The sequence below is a fragment of the Streptomyces sp. NPDC001380 genome (assembly GCF_042895785.1).
GTDB lineage: Bacteria > Actinomycetota > Actinomycetes > Streptomycetales > Streptomycetaceae > Peterkaempfera.
Genome location: NZ_JBIAWP010000006.1, coordinates 15,742 through 32,280, shown reverse-complemented (window position 1 = coordinate 32,280; position 16,539 = coordinate 15,742). Strand labels below are relative to the sequence as shown.

Here is a 16,539-nt window from a genome sequence, read left to right as displayed (position 1 = left end):
GGAGAACCGATGACCGCCACCGACGTGCAGCAGCAGGTCCGTGAGTTCCGGATGCCCGACGTGGGCGAGGGGCTCACCGAGGCCGAGATCCTCAAGTGGTACGTCCAGCCGGGCGACACCGTCACCGACGGCCAGGTCGTCTGCGAGGTCGAGACCGCCAAGGCCGCGGTCGAGCTGCCCATCCCCTACGACGGCGTGGTGCAGCAGCTCTTCTTCGAGGAGGGCACGACCGTCGACGTGGGCACCGCGATCATCGCGGTCGCCACGGAGGGCGCCGCCCCGGCCCCGCAGGCGCCGGCGCCGGCTGCCGCGCCCGCAGGACCGGCCGAGGCCCCGGCGGCGGAGGCCGAGCCCGAGCGGCGCGAGGTGCTGGTCGGCTACGGCCCGCGCACCGCCGCCGCCCGCCGCCGCCCCCGCAAGGCCGCAGCCGCGCCGGTGCAGGCCGCGCCGGTCCAGGTCGCGCCCGCCGCGCCGGTCGCCCCGGCCGTGCCGGTCCAGCCGGCGCCCGCCGCGCCGGTGCAGGCCGCGCCGGTCCAGGCCGGGCCGGTCCAGGCCGGGCCGCGTCCGCTGGCCAAGCCCCCGGTGCGCAAGCTGGCCAAGGACCTGGGCGTGGACCTCCGCGCCGTGGTCCCCTCCGGCCCGAACGGCACCGTCACCCGCGACGACGTCCACGCCGCCGTGGCGGCCGCGTCCGCCCCGACGGGGCCCGCCGCCCCCGCGGCCGCCCCCGCCGGGGCCGTGGCGGCGGAGGCGCCGGCGGAGGCCGGTGCGGCCGGTGACCGCCGGGTCCCGGTCAAGGGCGTCCGCCGGGCCACCGCCCAGGCGATGGTGGCCTCGGCGTTCAGCGCCCCGCACGTCACCGAGTTCGTGCAGGTCGACGTGACCCGCACGATGCGGCTGGTGCGGGAGCTGAAGGAGTCCGGCGAACTGGGCCAGGGCGTGCGGGTCTCCCCGCTGCTGCTGGTCGCCAAGGCGCTGCTCACGGCGGTCCGCCGCCACCCGGAGGTCAACGCGGCCTGGGACGAGCCCAACCAGGAGATCGTCTACAAGGGCAGCGTGAACCTGGGCATCGCCGCCGCCACCCCGCGCGGCCTGATCGTGCCCAACATCAAGGACGCCGGCTCCAAGACCCTCCCGGAGCTCGCCACCGCCCTCCAGGCGCTGGTGGAGACCGCCCGCGAGGGCCGCACGGCGCCCGCCGACATGCAGGGCGGCACGGTCACCATCACCAACGTCGGCGTCTTCGGCGTCGACACCGGCACCCCGATCCTCAACCCCGGCGAGGCCGCCATCCTCGCCTTCGGGCAGGTCCGGGAGATGCCGTGGGTGCACAAGGGCAAGGTCGTCCCGCGCCAGGTCACCACGCTGGCCCTCTCCTTCGACCACCGGCTGGTCGACGGCGAGCTCGGCTCGAGGGTCCTGGCCGACACCGCCGCGGTCCTGGAGCGCCCCAAGCGCCTCATCAGCTGGGGCTGACCCGCCGCAGCACCGCCCGCAGGGCCCCCGCCGCAGCCGCGGCGGGGGCCCTGCCCGTGCGCGGCCCCGCCGGGTGCCCCGGACGGTGTCCCGGGCGGTATTCCGGGCGGTGTCCCGCCGGGTGCCCCGGGCCGTGCCCGACCCGTGTCCGGTCCGGTGCCCGGCCCCGGCGTCCCGCCCGCTGCGCCTTGCTCCCATCCGGTGACCTTCCCGGACCGCGCGGGCCGCCCCGCACCGCCCCGGGTACGTCTTCGCAGGTCGACCACCCGGCAGCGAGGACCCGGCCATGCCCCGCAGCGCAGCACGCAGCCGCACCGCGGTCCTCTGCCGCGCGGCCCGCCGCCGCCGCGTCCCCGCCGCCCTGGTGCTGGCCGCGTGCGTGGCGTCCCCCGTGCTGGGTGCCGGGTCGGCCCCGGTGCGGGCCCCCGGTGCGGACCGCGGGCCCGCGCTCTCCGCTGCGGACGCGGGCCGGCTGGTCCCCCCGCCCGACCCGGCCGGCCCCGGGCGCGCCGGGCCGGCCCCGGCCGCCGGCGCCGAGGTCATGCGCAGCGGCGACCCCCGCAACCGGATCACCCTCGTGCTGCTGGGCGACGGCTTCACCGCGGCGGAGGCCGCGCTCTTCCGCACCGAGTCCGACCGGGCCTGGCGGGCGCTCCTGCAGATCGAGCCGTTCCGCACCTACCAGCACTTCTTCAACATAAGGCGGGTCGAGATCACCTCACCCGTCTCCGGCATCCGCGAGCAGCGGTCGCCCCGCCGCGGCCTGCCGACCCCGCTGGGGATGCACTTCTGGTGCGACGGCACCGCCCGGCTGCTCTGCGTGGACGAGCAGGCGGCCGAGCGGCTGGCCGGGCCGCGGCACGGCCCCCGCTTCGTGATCGCGGTGGCCAACTCCGCCCGCTACGGGGGCGCGGGCGGCAGCGGCGTGACCACGCTGGCGGGCGGCAGCCCGGACGCGGGCCGCATCATCCAGCACGAGATGGGCCACACCCTCGGCGACCTGGGCGACGAGTACGACGCCGCCCCCGCCGACGCCGGCTACCCCAACCTGTCCGCCGAGGGCGCGGACGCCATGCTCCGCCACCGCGCCAAGTGGTGGCGGTGGCTGGGCGCCACGGCACCGGACGGCAGCACGGTGGGGGCGTACGCGGGCGCCAACGGCCTGTACCGGCCGACCCCGGACTCGGTGATGCGCACCCTCGGCGGCCTGTACAACCCGCCGTCGCAGGAGGCGGTCGTCGAGGGGATCTACCGCCGGGTCGACCTGCTCGACGGGGTGAGCCCCGCAGCCGGTGCGGTGGCCGGGCGGCCCGTCCTGGCCGTGCGGCCGGTCCCGCTGGCCGGCGGGCGCCGCCTGCGGGTCCTCTGGACGGTGGACGGCCGCCCGGTGCGGCCGGCCCCGGGCGACGGCACCCGGCTGGACACGGCGGCGCTGCGGCTGCCGCGCGGCCGGGCGGCGGCGGTCGCCGCGACCGTCACGGACACCACCGCGATGGTCCGCGACGAGGGGTTCCGCGCCCGCCGGATGACCCGCACCGTGCGCTGGGTGCTGCGGGGCTGACCCCGGGTCCGCTGTTGCATCTATGATGGATGCATCATGCCTGCCAGGACCCCGCCCGCGGCCGACCGCGTCTACCGCCACGTCAAGCGCTCCATCCTCGACCGCACCTTCCCCGGCGGCACCCTGCTGGTGGAGGGGGAGATCGCCGAGGCGGTCGGCGTCTCCCGCACCCCCGTCCGCGAGGCCCTGCTGCGGCTGGAGGCCGAGGGGCTGCTGCGCCTGTACCCCAAGAAGGGCGCGCTCGTCCTGCCGGTGTCGGCGGAGGAGATCGCCGACGTGGTGGAGACCCGCCTCCTCGTCGAGCGGCACGCGGTCCGCCGGGTGCTGCCCGCCTCCCCGGGGCTGCTGGACCGCCTCGCCGCGCTCCTCGCCGAACAGGAGGCCTGCGTGGACGCCGGCGACCTGGAGGGGGCCGCCGCGGCCGACCGCGCCTTCCACCACGCCGTGGTCGCCGCCGCCGGGAACCGCATCCTGGAGCAGCTCTACGACCGGCTGCGCGACCGCCAGCTGCGGATGGGCGTGCAGGTGATGCACGTCCGGCCGGAGCGGGTGCGGCTCAACATCTCCGACCACGCCGGCATCCTCCGCGCCCTGCGCGAGGGCGACGCCGACGGGGCCGAGCGGCTGGTGGGCGTCCACATCGGACGGATCGGCACCCTGCTCCGCGGACCGGACTCCCCCGAAGCCCCCTGACGCCTCCCCGGCAGCCCCGGCCCGACCCGCCGCCCCGGGGCCGCCCCCGGACCCGTGCCCGCCCCGACGAAGGAGCCCACCACCGTGACCGCGAGCGTGCCCGGTCCCGCCGAGGCGTCCGCATCGGCGGACCCCGCCCCGCAGCCGTCGTCCCCCCACCCGGCTCCCCGCCCGGTCGCGCGGCCGGCGCCGTCCGCGGCCGCGCCCCTGCCGCCGCCCCGGTCCGCCTCCCCGCCCGCGCCCCCGGGGGCCGCGCCGGACGGGGGCCCGCCCGGCGGCCGCGCCGCCTGGCTGGCCTGGGGGATCGGCGCCTGCGTCTACGCGCTCGCCGTCGTGCACCGCACCAGCCTGGGCGTGGCCGGCCTCGACGCGGCCGACCGCTTCGGGGTGGGCGCCTCCGCGCTGTCCGCCTTCTCCATCCTGCAGGTGCTGGTCTACGCGGCCATGCAGATACCCGTCGGCCTGCTGGTCGACCGGCTGGGCCCCCGGCGGGTCCTCACCTTCGGCGTGGTGCTGCTGACCGCCGGCCAGCTCGGCTTCGCCTGGAGCTCCGCCTTCGCCCCGGCGCTGGTCTGCCGGGCGGTGCTGGGCTGCGGCGACGCGATGACCTTCGTCAGCGTGCTGCGGCTGGCCGCCCGCTGGTTCCCCGCGCGCCGCAACCCGATGGTCGCCCAGATCACCGGCATGGTGGGCCTGAGCGGCAACCTGGTCTCCACGGCCGTCCTCTCCCGGGTGCTGCACAACCGCGGCTGGACCGCGACCTTCACCTCCACCGCCCTGCTCGGCCTCGTCGTCCTGGCCCTGGTGGCGACCCTCCTCCGGGACGCCCCCGGTCAGCCGCGCCGCCTGCGCGGCCGCCCCCGGACCGCCGCCGACCCCCTGGCGCGCCGCGCCCCCCGGGCGCGGGTGCCGGTCCTGCCGCAGATCCGCGCGGCCTGGCGGGAGCCCGGCACCCGGCTGGGCATGTGGGTGCACTTCACCACGCAGTTCCCCGGCAACGTCTTCGGCCTGCTGTGGGGGATGCCGTACCTGGTGGAGGGCCAGCGGCTGCCGCGCTCCACCGCCGCCGGGCTGCTCACCCTGCTGGTCGTCAGCAGCATGGTCTGCGGCCTGCTCTTCGGGCAGCTCGTCTCCCGCCGCCCGGGGGCCCGCACCCCGATCGTGCTCGCCGTGGTGCTCGGCACCGGCGCCCTGTGGGCCGCCGTGCTCGCCTGGCCCGGCGGGCGGCCGCCGATGTGGCTGCTCGTCGTGCTGATCGCCTTCATGGGCAGCAACGGCGCGGCGTCCCTGGTCGGCTTCGAATACGCCCGCCCGGCCAACCCGCCGGAGCGGCTGGGGACGGCCTCCGGCATCGTCAACGTCGGCGGCTTCGTGGCCACGGCGGTCACCCTGCTGGGCATCGGGGTGCTGCTGGACGCGGCGGCCGGCCCCGGCGGCGCGTACACCGCCGGCTCCTACCGCTGGGCGTTCTGCTGGCTGTACGCGCCGATGCTGCTGGGCCTGGCCATGGTCGTCCGGCTGCGGCCGGCGGCGGCGCGCCGTGAGGCCGAGCGGGCCGCAGCGCCGCCGGTGGCCGCCGGGGTCCCGGCGGCGCGGCGGCGCTGACGGGCCCTCGCCCGGCGCCCCGTCAGGGAGCGCGCCGACCAGGGCGCGTGCGGACCAGAGGGTGCGCCGACCAGGGCGTGCGGATCGGGGCGTGCGGATCGGGGCGTGCGGATCGGGGCGTGCGGATCAGGGGGTGACGGAGAAGTGCTCCAGGATCCGCCGCCCCAGCTCCTCGTCGCCCTCCACCTTGACCGGCGCGGTCCCGGGCCGGATCCGCCCGCAGGCCAGCCGGGCGTAGGTCTCCCAGTCGGTGGTCAGCCGGACCGTCGGCGCGGGCGGGACCTGCTCCTCCAGGACGCCGCGGCCCCCGGCGTCCACCCGCACCGCGCACGCGAACTCCACCGCGCCGTGCACCTCCACCGCCACGGTGGAGCCGGCCGGCGCCCCCGCCCGCCGCGCGACCACCTTGGGCAGCCCCTCCACCAGCAGGTCCCGGGCGACCAGCGCACCGGGGGAGCCCAGGTGGCCGGGCTGCCCCAGCGCCCGGCGCAGGTCCTGCTCGTGGACCCACACGTCGAACGCCCGGTGGCGCAGCAGCTCGCGGTACGGCACCTGGCGGCTGAAGGGGCCCAGCGGCAGGCGGACCTCGTCGTCCGGCCCGTGCTTGGCGTTGCGCAGCGCCCGGGAGCGCCGGATGACCGTGTACTCCAGCTCCGCCGTCATCTCCGGCGCGGTGTGGCAGCGCCGCTTGTCCACCGGCACCTCGCAGTAGCGGGTGAACTCGCTGGTCACGTGGCGCAGGTCGCGGGGCAGCGGGTGGATGGGCCGGGGGTCGCCGAGGAGTTCGCACTCCATGGCGATGACGTGCGAGACGACGTCCCGCACCGACCAGCCGGGGCACTCGGTGGCCCGGTTCCACTGGCCCTCGGGGAGCGGCGCCACCAGTGCGGAGACCGACTCGATGGCGTGGGTCCACGCGTCGGTGTACGCCTGGACGGTCTGGTTGTCGGCCACGTCTCTTCTCGACCCCTCGATCGCTCCGCTGCGTCCGCGCGCCGGGCCCGGCGCCGGCTTCGCCCGGGGCGCGCGTACTACCGGCACGTTACGCTTCCCCCTGTCACCGGGTCAGCGCTTTCGAGTGATGATCGTAGGACTCTGGAGTGGACGGTGGTACCGTGCGCGCTTCCCTGATCCAGCTCGCCGTCTCCGAGGCCGAGTCCCCGGACGAGCGGCGGGCCCGCGCCGCCGCCCTGGTGCGGGAGCGGGCGGGGGACGACCTGGTCGTCCTGCCGGAGCTCTGGCCGCTCGGCGGCTTCGCGTACGACGCCTGGTCCGCCGGGGCCGAGCCGCTGGACGGCCCCACCGCGGACGCCATGTCCGCCGCCGCCCGCGACGCCGGGGTGTGGCTGCACGCGGGCTCCGTCGTCGAGCGCGACCCCGACGGCCCGATCTACAACACCTCGCTGCTCTTCGACCCGGCGGGGGAGCTGCGCCACACCTACCGCAAGATCCACCGCTTCGGCTTCGACAGCGGCGAGGCGGTCGCCATGGGCGCGGGGCGGGAGGTGGTCGCCGCACCCACGCCGTACGGCACCCTGGGCCTGGCCACCTGCTACGACCTGCGCTTCCCGGAGCTGTTCCGGGCCCTGCTGGACGCGGGCGCCGAGATCCTCGTCGTCCCCGCCGCCTGGCCGGCGCGCCGGGCCGCGCACTGGACGCTGCTGGCCCGCGCCCGCGCCGTGGAGGAGCAGGCGTACGTGCTGGCCTGCAACACCGCGGGCACCCACGGCGGGGTCGAGCAGGCGGGGCGCTCGCTGGTGGTCGACCCGTGGGGCGAGGTGCTGGCGGAGGCCGGCAGCGGCGAGGAGGTCCTCACGGTGGAGTTCGACCCGGCCGCCGTCGCCGGTGCCCGCGCGGACTTCCCGGTGCTGCGCGACCGCCTGCTGGGCGTCCCGGTCCCGGTGCACCGCTGAGCCCGGCGCCTCCCCGGGTCCGGCGCGTCCCGAGCCCGGCGCGCCGCCGCGGTCCGTCCGCGGGCCTCCCGGGCGTGCCGCGGCCCTCCGGTCCGCCTGCTCACCCGGACGGCGTCCGATTCACCCTGTGTGCGCGCCTCTGTTCGAGTTGTGTGGTTAAAAAGAACATAAACACCATTAGGTGACGCTCGCTGATCGGATCTGATCGTCCCAGACCTGCCGACAAGGACCGCCGACCGCGCGTCCCTGCCAAAGGAGCACCATGGGCCACCAGCCGCCTGCCCGCCGCACCACCCGGACGGTCGCCGCCCTCGCGGCGGCGGCCGCCGCAGTCCTCGCCGCCGCCGGAACCGGCGCCACCACCACCGGGGCCGCCGCTGCCGCCCCGGCCGCGGCAGGCGCCGTCGCGCGCCCCGCCTCCGCCGGGCACCGGCTGCTCCGCACGGCGGGCGACCCGACCTCCACCACGGAGTGCCTGAAGAAGTACCGCCTGCGCTGCTACTCGCCGCTGCAGTACCGCAAGGCCTACCACCTGGACCCGCTCTACCGCTCCGGCATCACCGGCAGGGGCCGCACCATCGTCATCGTCGACTCCTTCGGCTCCCCCACCGTCCAGCACGACCTGGACGTCTTCTCCCGCACCTTCGGCCTGCCCAGCACCAGGGTCCAGGTCGTCAAGTGGGGCAGGGTGCCGAAGTTCGACCCGAAGAACGCCGACCACGTCGGCTGGGCCGGCGAGACCAACCTCGACGTCCAGTACGCCCACGCCATCGCCCCCGGCGCCCGGATCGTCCTCGTGGAGACCGCCGTCGCCGAGACCGAGGGCGTCACCGGCTTCCCCGAGATGATGGACGCCGAGAGGAGCCTGATCCGGCGCGGCGTCGGCGACGTCATCTCCCAGAGCTTCGGCGCCACCGAGAACACCTTCCCCGGCTTCGCCAAGGGCGACCACTCCGCCCTGCTGAACCTCCGGTACGCCTTCAAGGAGGCCGCCGCCCGTCACGTCACCGTGGTCTCCGCCTCCGGTGACGCCGGCGCCACCGACCACAAGCTGGACGGCACCACCCTCTACCCGTACCGGGTGAACTCCTGGCCCTCCACCGACCCGCTGGTCACCTCCGTCGGCGGCACCCAGCTCACCCTCGACGACTCCGGCCGGCGCACGGCGTCCGACAGGGTCTGGAACGACGGCTACGGCGCCGGCGGCGGCGGCGTCTCCGGCGTCTTCGCCCGCCCGGCCTTCCAGCGCGGCGTGGCCTCCGCGGTCGGCCCCCGCCGCGGCACCCCGGACGTCGCCCTGAGCGCGGCCGTCAACGGCGGCTCCTGGGTCTACTCCTCGTACCTGCCCGCCCAGAAGGGCTGGAGCATCACCGGCGGCACCAGCGGGGCCACCCCGATCTTCGCCGGGATCGTCGCCCTCGCCGTCCAGAAGGCCGGCCACCGCCTCGGTCCGATCAACGACGACCTGTACGCCATGGCCCGGAGCTCCGCCCGCCGCAGCGGCCTGGTCGACGTGGTCAGGGGCAACAACAGCTTCGCCGGGGTGAAGGGCTACACCGCCGCCAGGGGCTACGACCTCGCCAGCGGCCTCGGCACGGTCGACGGCACGGCCCTCGTCGAGGCGCTCGCCCGCCGCGCGGGCTGAGCCCGCCGACCGGCCGGGACCGCCGAGCAGGCCGGGACCGCCCGGCCCACCGGGCCCGCGGCCCCCGCACCGCCCCCCGCGCCGGGGGGTGCGGGGGCCGCGCACGTCCCCGGACGCGCGCGGCCGCCCGCCGCTCAGCCGTCGCCGCTCAGCCGTCGCCGTTCAGTCGTCGTCGCCCTCGCCGTGCTCCGCCGCCGACAGCCGGTCCACGCAGACCGCCACCGCCAGCACCAGCGCCGCGTCCGAGCCCGCCGCCACGTCGACGGCGTAGGTGTCCCGGATGCGGAACCACTTCCGGGAGATCCGCGCCACCCGGCCGCCGTCCGCCTCGATGTCGTACTCCTTGTCGAGGAAGTCGCCGTGCACCTCCCACTCGGCGCCGTCGGCCAGCTCCACCCGGTACTTGTCGTGGAACGGCGTGAACATCTTCTTCCGCACCGTGGCGGTGGTCTCCCCGTTCGCGTCCTCCACCTTCATGGCGTCGCGGACGCTCAGCACCTTCTTGCGGATCACCGCGACCACCAGGCCCGACGGGTCCTTCAGCTCGAAGGTCTCCCGCAGCCGCAGCGCCTTCCCGTCCACCAGGAAGGCCTTCTCGCCGTTCTCGGTCTCCACCCAGAAGTCGTCGCCGATCCCGAAGATCCGCTCCCGCACCAGGTACTTCATCCCGCACTCCTCCGCCTCGGTCCACCGCCGGACCCGCCCGCGCGGGCGGTCCCACCAGCATGGACGCCTTCCCCGGCCCCGCCGTTCCGACCCGCCCGGCACCGGCCGGCACCGATCCGCGGGAGGACGGCACCCGCCTGCCCCCGCGTCCGTCCCGGACCGCGTCCGGGCACGGCGGGGAGCACGTGCGCCCGCCGGAATGCCGCTCCGGCCGGATGCTGTTGTATGGGGTCATGGCTTCTCGTGCACGTGTACGCGCCCCCGAGCTGGTCGGCGCAGGCGGCTGGCTGAACACCGGCGGCAAGGACCTCACCCTCGCGGACCTCCGCGGCAAGATCGTGATCGCCGATTTTTGGACGTTCTGCTGCATCAACTGCCTGCACGTCCTGGACGAGCTCCGCGAACTGGAGGAGCGCCACCGCGACACCGTCGTGATCGTCGGCGTCCACTCCCCCAAGTTCGTCCACGAGGCGGACCACCAGGCCGTGGTCGACGCCGTCGCCCGCTACGAGGTCCACCACCCCGTGCTGGACGACCCGGAGCTGGCCACCTGGAAGCAGTACGCCGTCCGCGCCTGGCCGACCCTGGTCGTCATCGACCCCGAGGGGTACGTCGTCGCCCAGCACGCCGGCGAGGGCCACGCCCACGCCATCGGGAAGCTGGTGGAGGAGCTGGAGGCCGAGCACGGCGCCAAGGGCACGCTGCGCCGCGGCGACGGCCCGTACGTGCCGCCGGAGCCGGAGGCCGGGGACCTGAGGTTCCCTGGCAAAGCCGTGCGGCTGGAGGGCGGCGGCTACCTGGTCGCCGACTCCGGCCACCACTCCCTGGTGGAGCTGGCCGCCGACGGCGAGACCGTGGTGCGCCGCATCGGCGACGGGGAGCGCGGCCTGGCGGACGGCCCCGCCGACCGGGCCCGGTTCAGCGAGCCGCAGGGCCTGACGCTGCTCCCGCCGGACGCGGCCGCCGCGCTCGGCGTCGACCTGGTCGTCGCCGACACCGTCAACCACGCGCTGCGCGGCGTGCGCCTCGCCGACGGGGAGGTCACCACGCTGGCCGGCACCGGCCGGCAGTGGTGGCAGGGCTCGCCCGCCGCCGGCCCGGCCCGCGAGGTGGACCTCTCCTCGCCGTGGGACGTCGCCTGGTTCGCGGGCCGGGTGTGGATCGCCATGGCCGGCGTGCACCAGCTGTGGGCGTACGACCCGGCGGACGGCACCGTCGCCGTGGCGGCCGGCACCACCAACGAGGGCCTGGTCGACGGGCCGGCGGCCGAGGCGTGGTTCGCCCAGCCGTCCGGGCTCGCCGCCTCCGCCGACGGCTCCCGCCTGTGGGTGGCCGACTCGGAGACCTCCGCGGTCCGCTGGGTGGAGGCGGAGGGCCTCACCGTGCACACGGCGGTCGGCACCGGGCTGTTCGACTTCGGCCACCGCGACGGCGCGGCCGGTCAGGCGCTGCTCCAGCACCCGCTGGGCGTGACCGTCCTGCCCGACGGCTCGGTCGCCGTGAGCGACACCTACAACCACGCGCTGCGCCGCTTCGACCCCGCCACCGGCGAGGTGACCACGCTCGCCACCGACCTGCGCGAGCCGTCCGGGGCCGTGCTGGCCGGGGATGACATCGTGGTGGTGGAGTCCGCCCGGCACCGGCTGACCCGGCTGCGGCTGCCCGAGGAGGCGGTCCGCGTGGAGGGCGCCGCGCACCGCACGCAGCGGCCGGCGACCGAGGTGGCGCCCGGCGCGTTCCGGATCGACGTGGTGTTCTCCGCCCCGGCCGGCCAGAAGCTGGACGAGCGCTACGGCCCGTCGACGCGGCTGCTGGTGAGCGCGACCCCGCCGGAGCTGCTGGTGTCGGGCGAGGGCGCGGACTCCGCGCTCTCCCGGGAGGTGGTGCTGGCGTCCGACGGCCCGTCGGAGGGGGTGCTGCACGTCTCGGCGATGGCCGCGTCCTGCGACGACGACCCCGCGGTCGAGTATCCGGCGTGCCACGTCCACCAGCAGGACTGGGGCGTGCCGGTGAAGCTGGTGCCGGGCGGAGCCGTCCGCCTGCCGCTGGTGCTGGCGGGCATGGACGACCCGGGCGCCGAGGGCTGAGCCCGGCCCGTGCCGGCACCGGGGGCGGACCCCGGTGCCGGCACGGGCGCGCGCGCCGGCGGCCGCCGCGGAACCGCACCGCGGCGGCCGCCCTGTCCTTCGGGGGGCCGGGCGGCCCGGCGCCACCCGATGCGCCGTCACCCCGCCTCCCCGGAGCGGCCCTGCGGCCAGGGGGAGGAGCCGCGGTCAGATCCGCGGGTCCTCGTAGTAGCGGCGCTCCTCGACGACCTCCTCGGCGGGGGCGCCGACACCGACGCCGACCCGGCGCCGCGGCCGCCGCAGCACGCTGCTGAAGGTGACCAGGCCGAGCAGGCCCACCACCATGAGGATGACCCCGACCACGTCGAGGTTCACCCCGCTGAGGTGCCAGTCGGTCGCGAAGGTCAGGATCGCGCCGAGGGCTATCAGGATCACGCATCCGCCGAGGCCCATGATGGGTTCCTCCAAGGGGGTCGGGACTCCCCGTCGCAACGGGCCGTCGAGACGCGGCTACCCGGCTGCGGCCCCGTCATTCCGCACCGGACGGTGCCTCAACTCCCCTCCGGGTGGCCGGTCACCCCTCCAGGAAGCCCCGCAGCGCCGCAGCCAGCAGGAACGGGTCGTCGGCCCCGCACAGTTCGCGTGCGGAGTGCATGGAGAGCGCCGCGACGCCGCAGTCCACGGTGGTGATGCCGAGCCGGGCGGCGGTGATGGGGCCGATGGTGGTGCCGCACGGCATGGCGTTGTTCGAGACGAAGCTCTGCCACGGCACCCCGGCCCGCTCGCAGGCGGCGGTGAAGACCGCCCGGCCCACGGCGTCGGTGGAGTACCGCTGGTTGACGTTGACCTTGAGGATCGGGCCGCCGTTGGGCAGCGGGTGGTGGTCCGGGTCGTGCCGCTCGCCGTAGTTGGGGTGCACGGCGTGACCCATGTCGGAGGAGAGGCACACGGTTCCGGCCAGGGAGCGCGCCCGGTCCTCCGGCGAACCGCCCCGGGCGAACACCGACCGCTCCAGGACGTTGCCCAGCAGCGGCCCCTGCGCGCCGGTGTCGGACTCGCTGCCGGTCTCCTCGTGGTCGAAGGCGGCGAGCACGGAGACGGTGGAGCCGCCCCCGGCGGCCGCCACGGCGGCGAGGGCGGCGGTGCCGGCGTGCACGGAGAGCAGGTTGTCCAGGCGCGGCGCGGCCAGCAGCTCCCGGTCGCGGCCCAGGTAGGACGGCGGCTGCACGTCGTGGACCATGAGGTCCCAGCCGGTGACCTCACCGGCGGGGATCCCGGCACGGCCCGCCACGTACTCCACCAGGGCGCCCTCGTCGACGGGGCCGATGCCCCAGACGGGGGTGAGGTGGCGCTGCCGGTCGAGCTTCATGCCGTCGTTGACCTGGCGGTCCAGGTGGATGGCGAGCTGCGGCACCCGCAGCAGGGCCTCGTCGAGCTGGACCAGCGCGGTCGATCCGTCGCGCAGCGCGAGGCGGCCGGAGAGGCCGAGGTCGCGATCCAGCCAGGTGTTGAGCGGGACGCCGCCGTAGATCTCCACGGCGATCTGCCGCCAGCCCTCGGCGCCGGTGTCGGGGCGCGGCTTGACCCGCAGGTTGGGGGAGTCGGTGTGGGCGCCGACGATGCGGAAGGGGGTCTCCGGGCCGGCGCCCTCGGGCACGTACCAGGCGATCAGCGCGCCGCCGCGCACCACGTACCGGCCGCCGGGCCGCCCGTCCCACGCCTCCGTCTCGGCCACCTGCCGGAATCCGGCCTTCTCCAGGCGGGCGGCCGCGGACGCCACGGCGTGGTACGGGGACGGGCTCGCGGAGAGGTAGGCGATCAGGTCGTCGGTGTGGCTGCGGTCGAAGAGGACCGTGCCGTCGGCGGTCGGCATGCTGCTCCCGGGTCGGAGGGAAGGCGGGCGGGGCGGTGCGGCGGAGCCGCTGGCCGGGGCGCCGGATCCCCGTCCGTGGCCGGTTCCTGCCGCTGCGCCCCGCCCCGAGCATAGGCGCCGGTCCTCCGCGGCCCGCCCCCCGGGACACGCCGGGAGGGCCGCGGCGCCCGGGCGGGCCGGGGTGTGCCGTCCGGTTCCGGGCGTACCGGGCGGGCGCGGCCGCCGCCCCGGAACGCGCCCCGGAACGCGCCCCGGAACGCGCCGAGGGGGTCCCCGGGGCAGTGCCCCGGGGACCCCCTCGGTGTGAGGGTGCGCCGGTCAGATCAGAAGGCCTCCTCCGCGAGCTCCATGATCTCGTTGTCGATGTTCTCGGCGATCAGGCGCTGCGGGGTGAGGGTGGGGAGGACGTTGCGGGCGAAGAAGCGGGCCGCGGCGACCTTGCCCTGGTAGAAGGCGACGTCCTTGCCGGTGGCGTTCGGCAGCTTGGCCAGGGCCACGGCGGCCTGGCGGAGCAGCAGCCAGCCGATGACGACGTCGCCGGAGGCGAGCAGCAGGCGGGTGGTGTTGAGGCCCACCTTGTACATGTTCTTCACGTCCTGCTCGACCGAGGAGAGGTCGGCGAGCATCTTGCCGACGATCGCCTCCAGGTCGCCGGACGCCTTGGCCAGGAACTCGCGCTCGGCGGCCAGCTCCTCGCCGCCCTCGCCGCCGGCGAGGAACTTCTGGATCTGCTCGGAGAGCGCGGTGAGGGCCTGGCCGCCGTCCTTGACGATCTTCCGGAAGAAGAAGTCCTGGCCCTGGATGGCGGTGGTGCCCTCGTAGAGGGTGTCGATCTTGGCGTCCCGGATGTACTGCTCGACCGGGTACTCCTGCAGGTAGCCGGAGCCGCCGAAGGTCTGCAGCGACTGGGCGAGCTGCTCGTAGGACTTCTCGGAGCCGTAGCCCTTGACGATCGGCAGGAGCAGGTCGTTCAGGCGCTCGGCGGCCTCGGCGGTCTCGCCGCGCAGGCGGGCGGCCTCGATGTCGTCCTGGACGGAGGCGGTGAACAGGACCAGCGCGCGCATGCCCTCGGCGTAGGCCTTCTGGGTCATGAGCGAGCGGCGCACGTCCGGGTGGTGGGTGATGGTGACCCGGGGCGCGGTCTTGTCCATGAAGTTGGCCAGGTCCGGGCCCTGCACGCGCTCCTTGGCGTACTCCAGCGCGTTGAGGTAGCCGGTGGAGAGGGTGGCGATGGCCTTCGTGCCGACCATCATCCGGGCGAACTCGATGATCTTGAACATCTGGCGGATGCCGTCGACGGACTCGCCGAGCAGCCAGCCCCGGGCCGGGTGCTTGGCGCCGAAGGTCATCTCGCAGGTGTTGGAGGCCTTGAGGCCCATCTTGTGCTCGACGTTGGTGGCGTAGACGCCGTTGCGCTCGCCGAGCTCGCCGGTCTCCCAGTCGAAGTCGAACTTCGGCACGATGTACAGGCCGAGGCCCTTGGTGCCCGGCTTGCCGCCCTCGGGGCGGGCCAGCACCAGGTGGACGATGTTCTCGGACATGTCGTGCTCGCCCGAGGTGATGAAGCGCTTGACGCCCTCGATGTGCCAGGAGCCGTCCTCCTGCTTCACCGCCTTGGTGCGGCCGGCGCCCACGTCGGAGCCGGCGTCCGGCTCGGTGAGGACCATGGTGGCGCCCCACTGGCGGTCGACCATGAGCTGGGCGACCTTCTTCTGCTCCTCGGTGCCCTCCTCGAAGACGACGCCGGCGAAGGCCGGGCCGGAGGAGTACATCCAGATGGCGGGGTTGGAGCCCAGCACCAGCTCGGCGTAGGCCCAGAGCAGGGAGCGCGGGGTGGGGGAGCCGCCGATCTCCTCCGGGATGCCCAGGCGCCACCACTCGGCGTCCATGAAGGTCTGGTAGCTCTTGCGGAACGTGGCCGGGACCGGGGCGGTGCTGGTCTCCGGGTCGAAGACCGGCGGGTTGCGGTCGGCGTCGATGAAGGAGGCGGCCAGGTCGTTCTCGGCCAGGCGGGCGATCTCGTCCAGGATGTTCTTGGCGGTCTCGACGTCCATGTCGGCGAACGGTCCGCTGCCGTACACCTGCTCGCGGCCGAGCACCTCGAAGAGGTTGAACTCCACGTCGCGGAGGTTGGACTTGTAGTGACCCATGGCCTTCTCCGGTCATCGCGTAGGTCGGTGCCGGGGGTCTTGTCGTGCGCCCGTGCGGAGGCGCCCCCCTACCCGTCAGTAGCTCCCATGATGCTACCCGGCGGTAACATCTTCAACCCTCGGGCGGCATGAGGGTCGTCACGTCCCACTGTGCCCGCACGCCCCGCGGCCTCGCGGTCCTTTGCCGGACACCCGCCCCACCGGGCCCCTCCGGGCCGATAGCCTGGTGCCGTGTACGGCTACGAGCAGACCGCGACCGGGGCGGGCCCCGGCTACCCGGGAGGCCCCTACCAGCAGCCCGGGCCGCAGCCCGGCATGGGCGGCATGCCCGGACCGGGCGCCGGTCCGCAGCAGGCCGGCGCCCCGCACCCGGGCTCCGCGCACGCGGGCTACGGCGACCAGCAGGTCCCCCAGCAGCCGCTCTACCCCGAGCCGTCGCCGCCCTCGCTCGCCGACGCCGTCCGCGCCTTCACCGGCGGCGGGCTCACGGTCGAGGACTTCCAGGCGATCTTCATCACCTCCAAGGTGTACTGCCCCCGCGGCGAGCGGCCCGGCTTCCTCGCGCTGCACAACACCCCGACCCCGGTGATCCCGATGTTCAGCTCGCTCAAGGAGCTGCGCCGCTACGCCGGCAAGGAGTCCAAGTACTTCGCGGTCACCGGTGCCGAGGTCCTGGACCTGCTGCCCACCGGCTACGGCTTCGCCCTGGACATGGAGGGCGAGCACCGCATGGTGTTCGACGCCAAGGCCGTCGAGCAGATGGTCGACTTCACCATGCGCCGCATGTACGGCTGACGCGCGGACGCCCCCGCCCCCGCCCCCGTCGGCCGGTCCTTCCCGGGTCCCCGGCCCCTCCGGGAATGGTTCAAGCTTCAACTGGCTTTTAGTTGA

At 75.6% G+C, this 16,539-nt stretch carries 13 protein-coding genes; 8 read left to right on the top strand and 5 right to left on the bottom strand.

Translation table 11 applies throughout. The features are described 5' to 3' along the window. Window positions 1-9 precede the first annotated feature (9 nt). The 4 genes from ACFY07_RS09505 to ACFY07_RS09490 all read left to right on the top strand — a co-directional run bounded on the left by ACFY07_RS09505 (window position 10) and on the right by ACFY07_RS09490 (window position 5,335). On the top strand, window positions 10-1,476 hold the full coding sequence (locus tag ACFY07_RS09505) for a dihydrolipoamide acetyltransferase family protein (RefSeq protein ID WP_390868143.1): 1,467 nt from the start codon (window positions 10-12) through the stop codon (window positions 1,474-1,476). 286 nt (window positions 1,477-1,762) lie between these two features. Next, window positions 1,763-3,037, top strand: a complete 1,275-nt coding sequence (locus ACFY07_RS09500) for a M64 family metallopeptidase (protein WP_390868142.1) — start codon at window positions 1,763-1,765, stop codon at window positions 3,035-3,037. A gap of 36 nt (window positions 3,038-3,073) precedes the next feature. After that, a complete protein-coding gene (locus ACFY07_RS09495) occupies window positions 3,074-3,730 on the top strand; it encodes a GntR family transcriptional regulator (protein ID WP_390868141.1) in 657 nt (218 codons plus the stop codon). A 207-nt stretch (window positions 3,731-3,937) separates the two neighbouring features. Then, the gene (locus ACFY07_RS09490) at window positions 3,938-5,335 is read left to right on the top strand and encodes a nitrate/nitrite transporter (RefSeq protein ID WP_390868297.1); all 1,398 of its coding nucleotides are present in this window, start codon (window positions 3,938-3,940) and stop codon (window positions 5,333-5,335) included. Window positions 5,336-5,461: 126 nt separating this feature from the next. Here the strand turns inward: ACFY07_RS09490 and ACFY07_RS09485 are convergent, their stop codons facing one another. Beyond that, the gene (locus ACFY07_RS09485; protein ID WP_390868140.1) at window positions 5,462-6,289 is read right to left on the bottom strand and encodes a maleylpyruvate isomerase family mycothiol-dependent enzyme; all 828 of its coding nucleotides are present in this window, start codon (window positions 6,287-6,289) and stop codon (window positions 5,462-5,464) included. Between the two features lie 161 nt (window positions 6,290-6,450). On the opposite strand from ACFY07_RS09485, the gene ACFY07_RS09480 reads away from it, so the two are divergent. Both ACFY07_RS09480 and ACFY07_RS09475 read left to right on the top strand, forming a co-directional pair. Then, on the top strand, window positions 6,451-7,248 hold the full coding sequence (locus ACFY07_RS09480) for a carbon-nitrogen family hydrolase (RefSeq protein WP_390868139.1): 798 nt from the start codon (window positions 6,451-6,453) through the stop codon (window positions 7,246-7,248). A 262-nt stretch (window positions 7,249-7,510) separates the two neighbouring features. Beyond that, window positions 7,511-8,893 carry a S8 family serine peptidase gene (locus tag ACFY07_RS09475; RefSeq protein ID WP_390868138.1) on the top strand — a complete coding sequence of 461 codons (1,383 nt, stop codon included), beginning with the start codon at window positions 7,511-7,513 and terminating at the stop codon, window positions 8,891-8,893. 162 nt (window positions 8,894-9,055) lie between these two features. Here the strand turns inward: ACFY07_RS09475 and ACFY07_RS09470 are convergent, their stop codons facing one another. Next, window positions 9,056-9,559, bottom strand: coding sequence for an LURP-one-related/scramblase family protein (locus ACFY07_RS09470; protein WP_390868137.1), 504 nt, complete (start codon window positions 9,557-9,559; stop codon window positions 9,056-9,058). A gap of 233 nt (window positions 9,560-9,792) precedes the next feature. Between ACFY07_RS09470 and ACFY07_RS09465 the strand changes: the two genes are divergently transcribed. Beyond that, a complete protein-coding gene (locus ACFY07_RS09465; protein WP_390868136.1) occupies window positions 9,793-11,646 on the top strand; it encodes an NHL domain-containing thioredoxin family protein in 1,854 nt (617 codons plus the stop codon). A gap of 186 nt (window positions 11,647-11,832) precedes the next feature. Here the strand turns inward: ACFY07_RS09465 and ACFY07_RS09460 are convergent, their stop codons facing one another. From ACFY07_RS09460 to ACFY07_RS09450, 3 genes are all read right to left on the bottom strand, one after another. Then, the gene (locus ACFY07_RS09460; protein WP_230649446.1) at window positions 11,833-12,078 is read right to left on the bottom strand and encodes a DUF6458 family protein; all 246 of its coding nucleotides are present in this window, start codon (window positions 12,076-12,078) and stop codon (window positions 11,833-11,835) included. A 121-nt stretch (window positions 12,079-12,199) separates the two neighbouring features. Beyond that, complete coding sequence (locus tag ACFY07_RS09455) at window positions 12,200-13,498, bottom strand: M18 family aminopeptidase (protein ID WP_390868135.1); 1,299 nt, start codon at window positions 13,496-13,498, stop codon at window positions 12,200-12,202. 323 nt (window positions 13,499-13,821) lie between these two features. Next, window positions 13,822-15,648 (bottom strand): acyl-CoA dehydrogenase, encoded by a 1,827-nt coding sequence (locus tag ACFY07_RS09450; RefSeq protein WP_230649101.1) that lies wholly within the window; start codon window positions 15,646-15,648, stop codon window positions 13,822-13,824. A 231-nt stretch (window positions 15,649-15,879) separates the two neighbouring features. On the opposite strand from ACFY07_RS09450, the gene ACFY07_RS09445 reads away from it, so the two are divergent. Then, window positions 15,880-16,443, top strand: coding sequence for an SseB family protein (locus ACFY07_RS09445; protein ID WP_230649100.1), 564 nt, complete (start codon window positions 15,880-15,882; stop codon window positions 16,441-16,443). The last annotated feature ends 96 nt before the right edge of the window (window positions 16,444-16,539 follow it).

Coding starts and splice junctions, on each gene's coding strand:
- ACFY07_RS09505 (WP_390868143.1), top strand. CDS start 10: ATGACCGCCACCGACGTGCAGCAGCAGGTCCGTGAGTTCCGGATGCCC.
- ACFY07_RS09500 (WP_390868142.1), top strand. CDS start 1,763: ATGCCCCGCAGCGCAGCACGCAGCCGCACCGCGGTCCTCTGCCGCGCG.
- ACFY07_RS09495 (WP_390868141.1), top strand. CDS start 3,074: ATGCCTGCCAGGACCCCGCCCGCGGCCGACCGCGTCTACCGCCACGTC.
- ACFY07_RS09475 (WP_390868138.1), top strand. CDS start 7,511: ATGGGCCACCAGCCGCCTGCCCGCCGCACCACCCGGACGGTCGCCGCC.
- ACFY07_RS09470 (WP_390868137.1), bottom strand. CDS start 9,559: ATGAAGTACCTGGTGCGGGAGCGGATCTTCGGGATCGGCGACGACTTC.
- ACFY07_RS09465 (WP_390868136.1), top strand. CDS start 9,793: ATGGCTTCTCGTGCACGTGTACGCGCCCCCGAGCTGGTCGGCGCAGGC.
- ACFY07_RS09460 (WP_230649446.1), bottom strand. CDS start 12,078: ATGGGCCTCGGCGGATGCGTGATCCTGATAGCCCTCGGCGCGATCCTG.
- ACFY07_RS09455 (WP_390868135.1), bottom strand. CDS start 13,498: ATGCCGACCGCCGACGGCACGGTCCTCTTCGACCGCAGCCACACCGAC.
- ACFY07_RS09450 (WP_230649101.1), bottom strand. CDS start 15,648: ATGGGTCACTACAAGTCCAACCTCCGCGACGTGGAGTTCAACCTCTTC.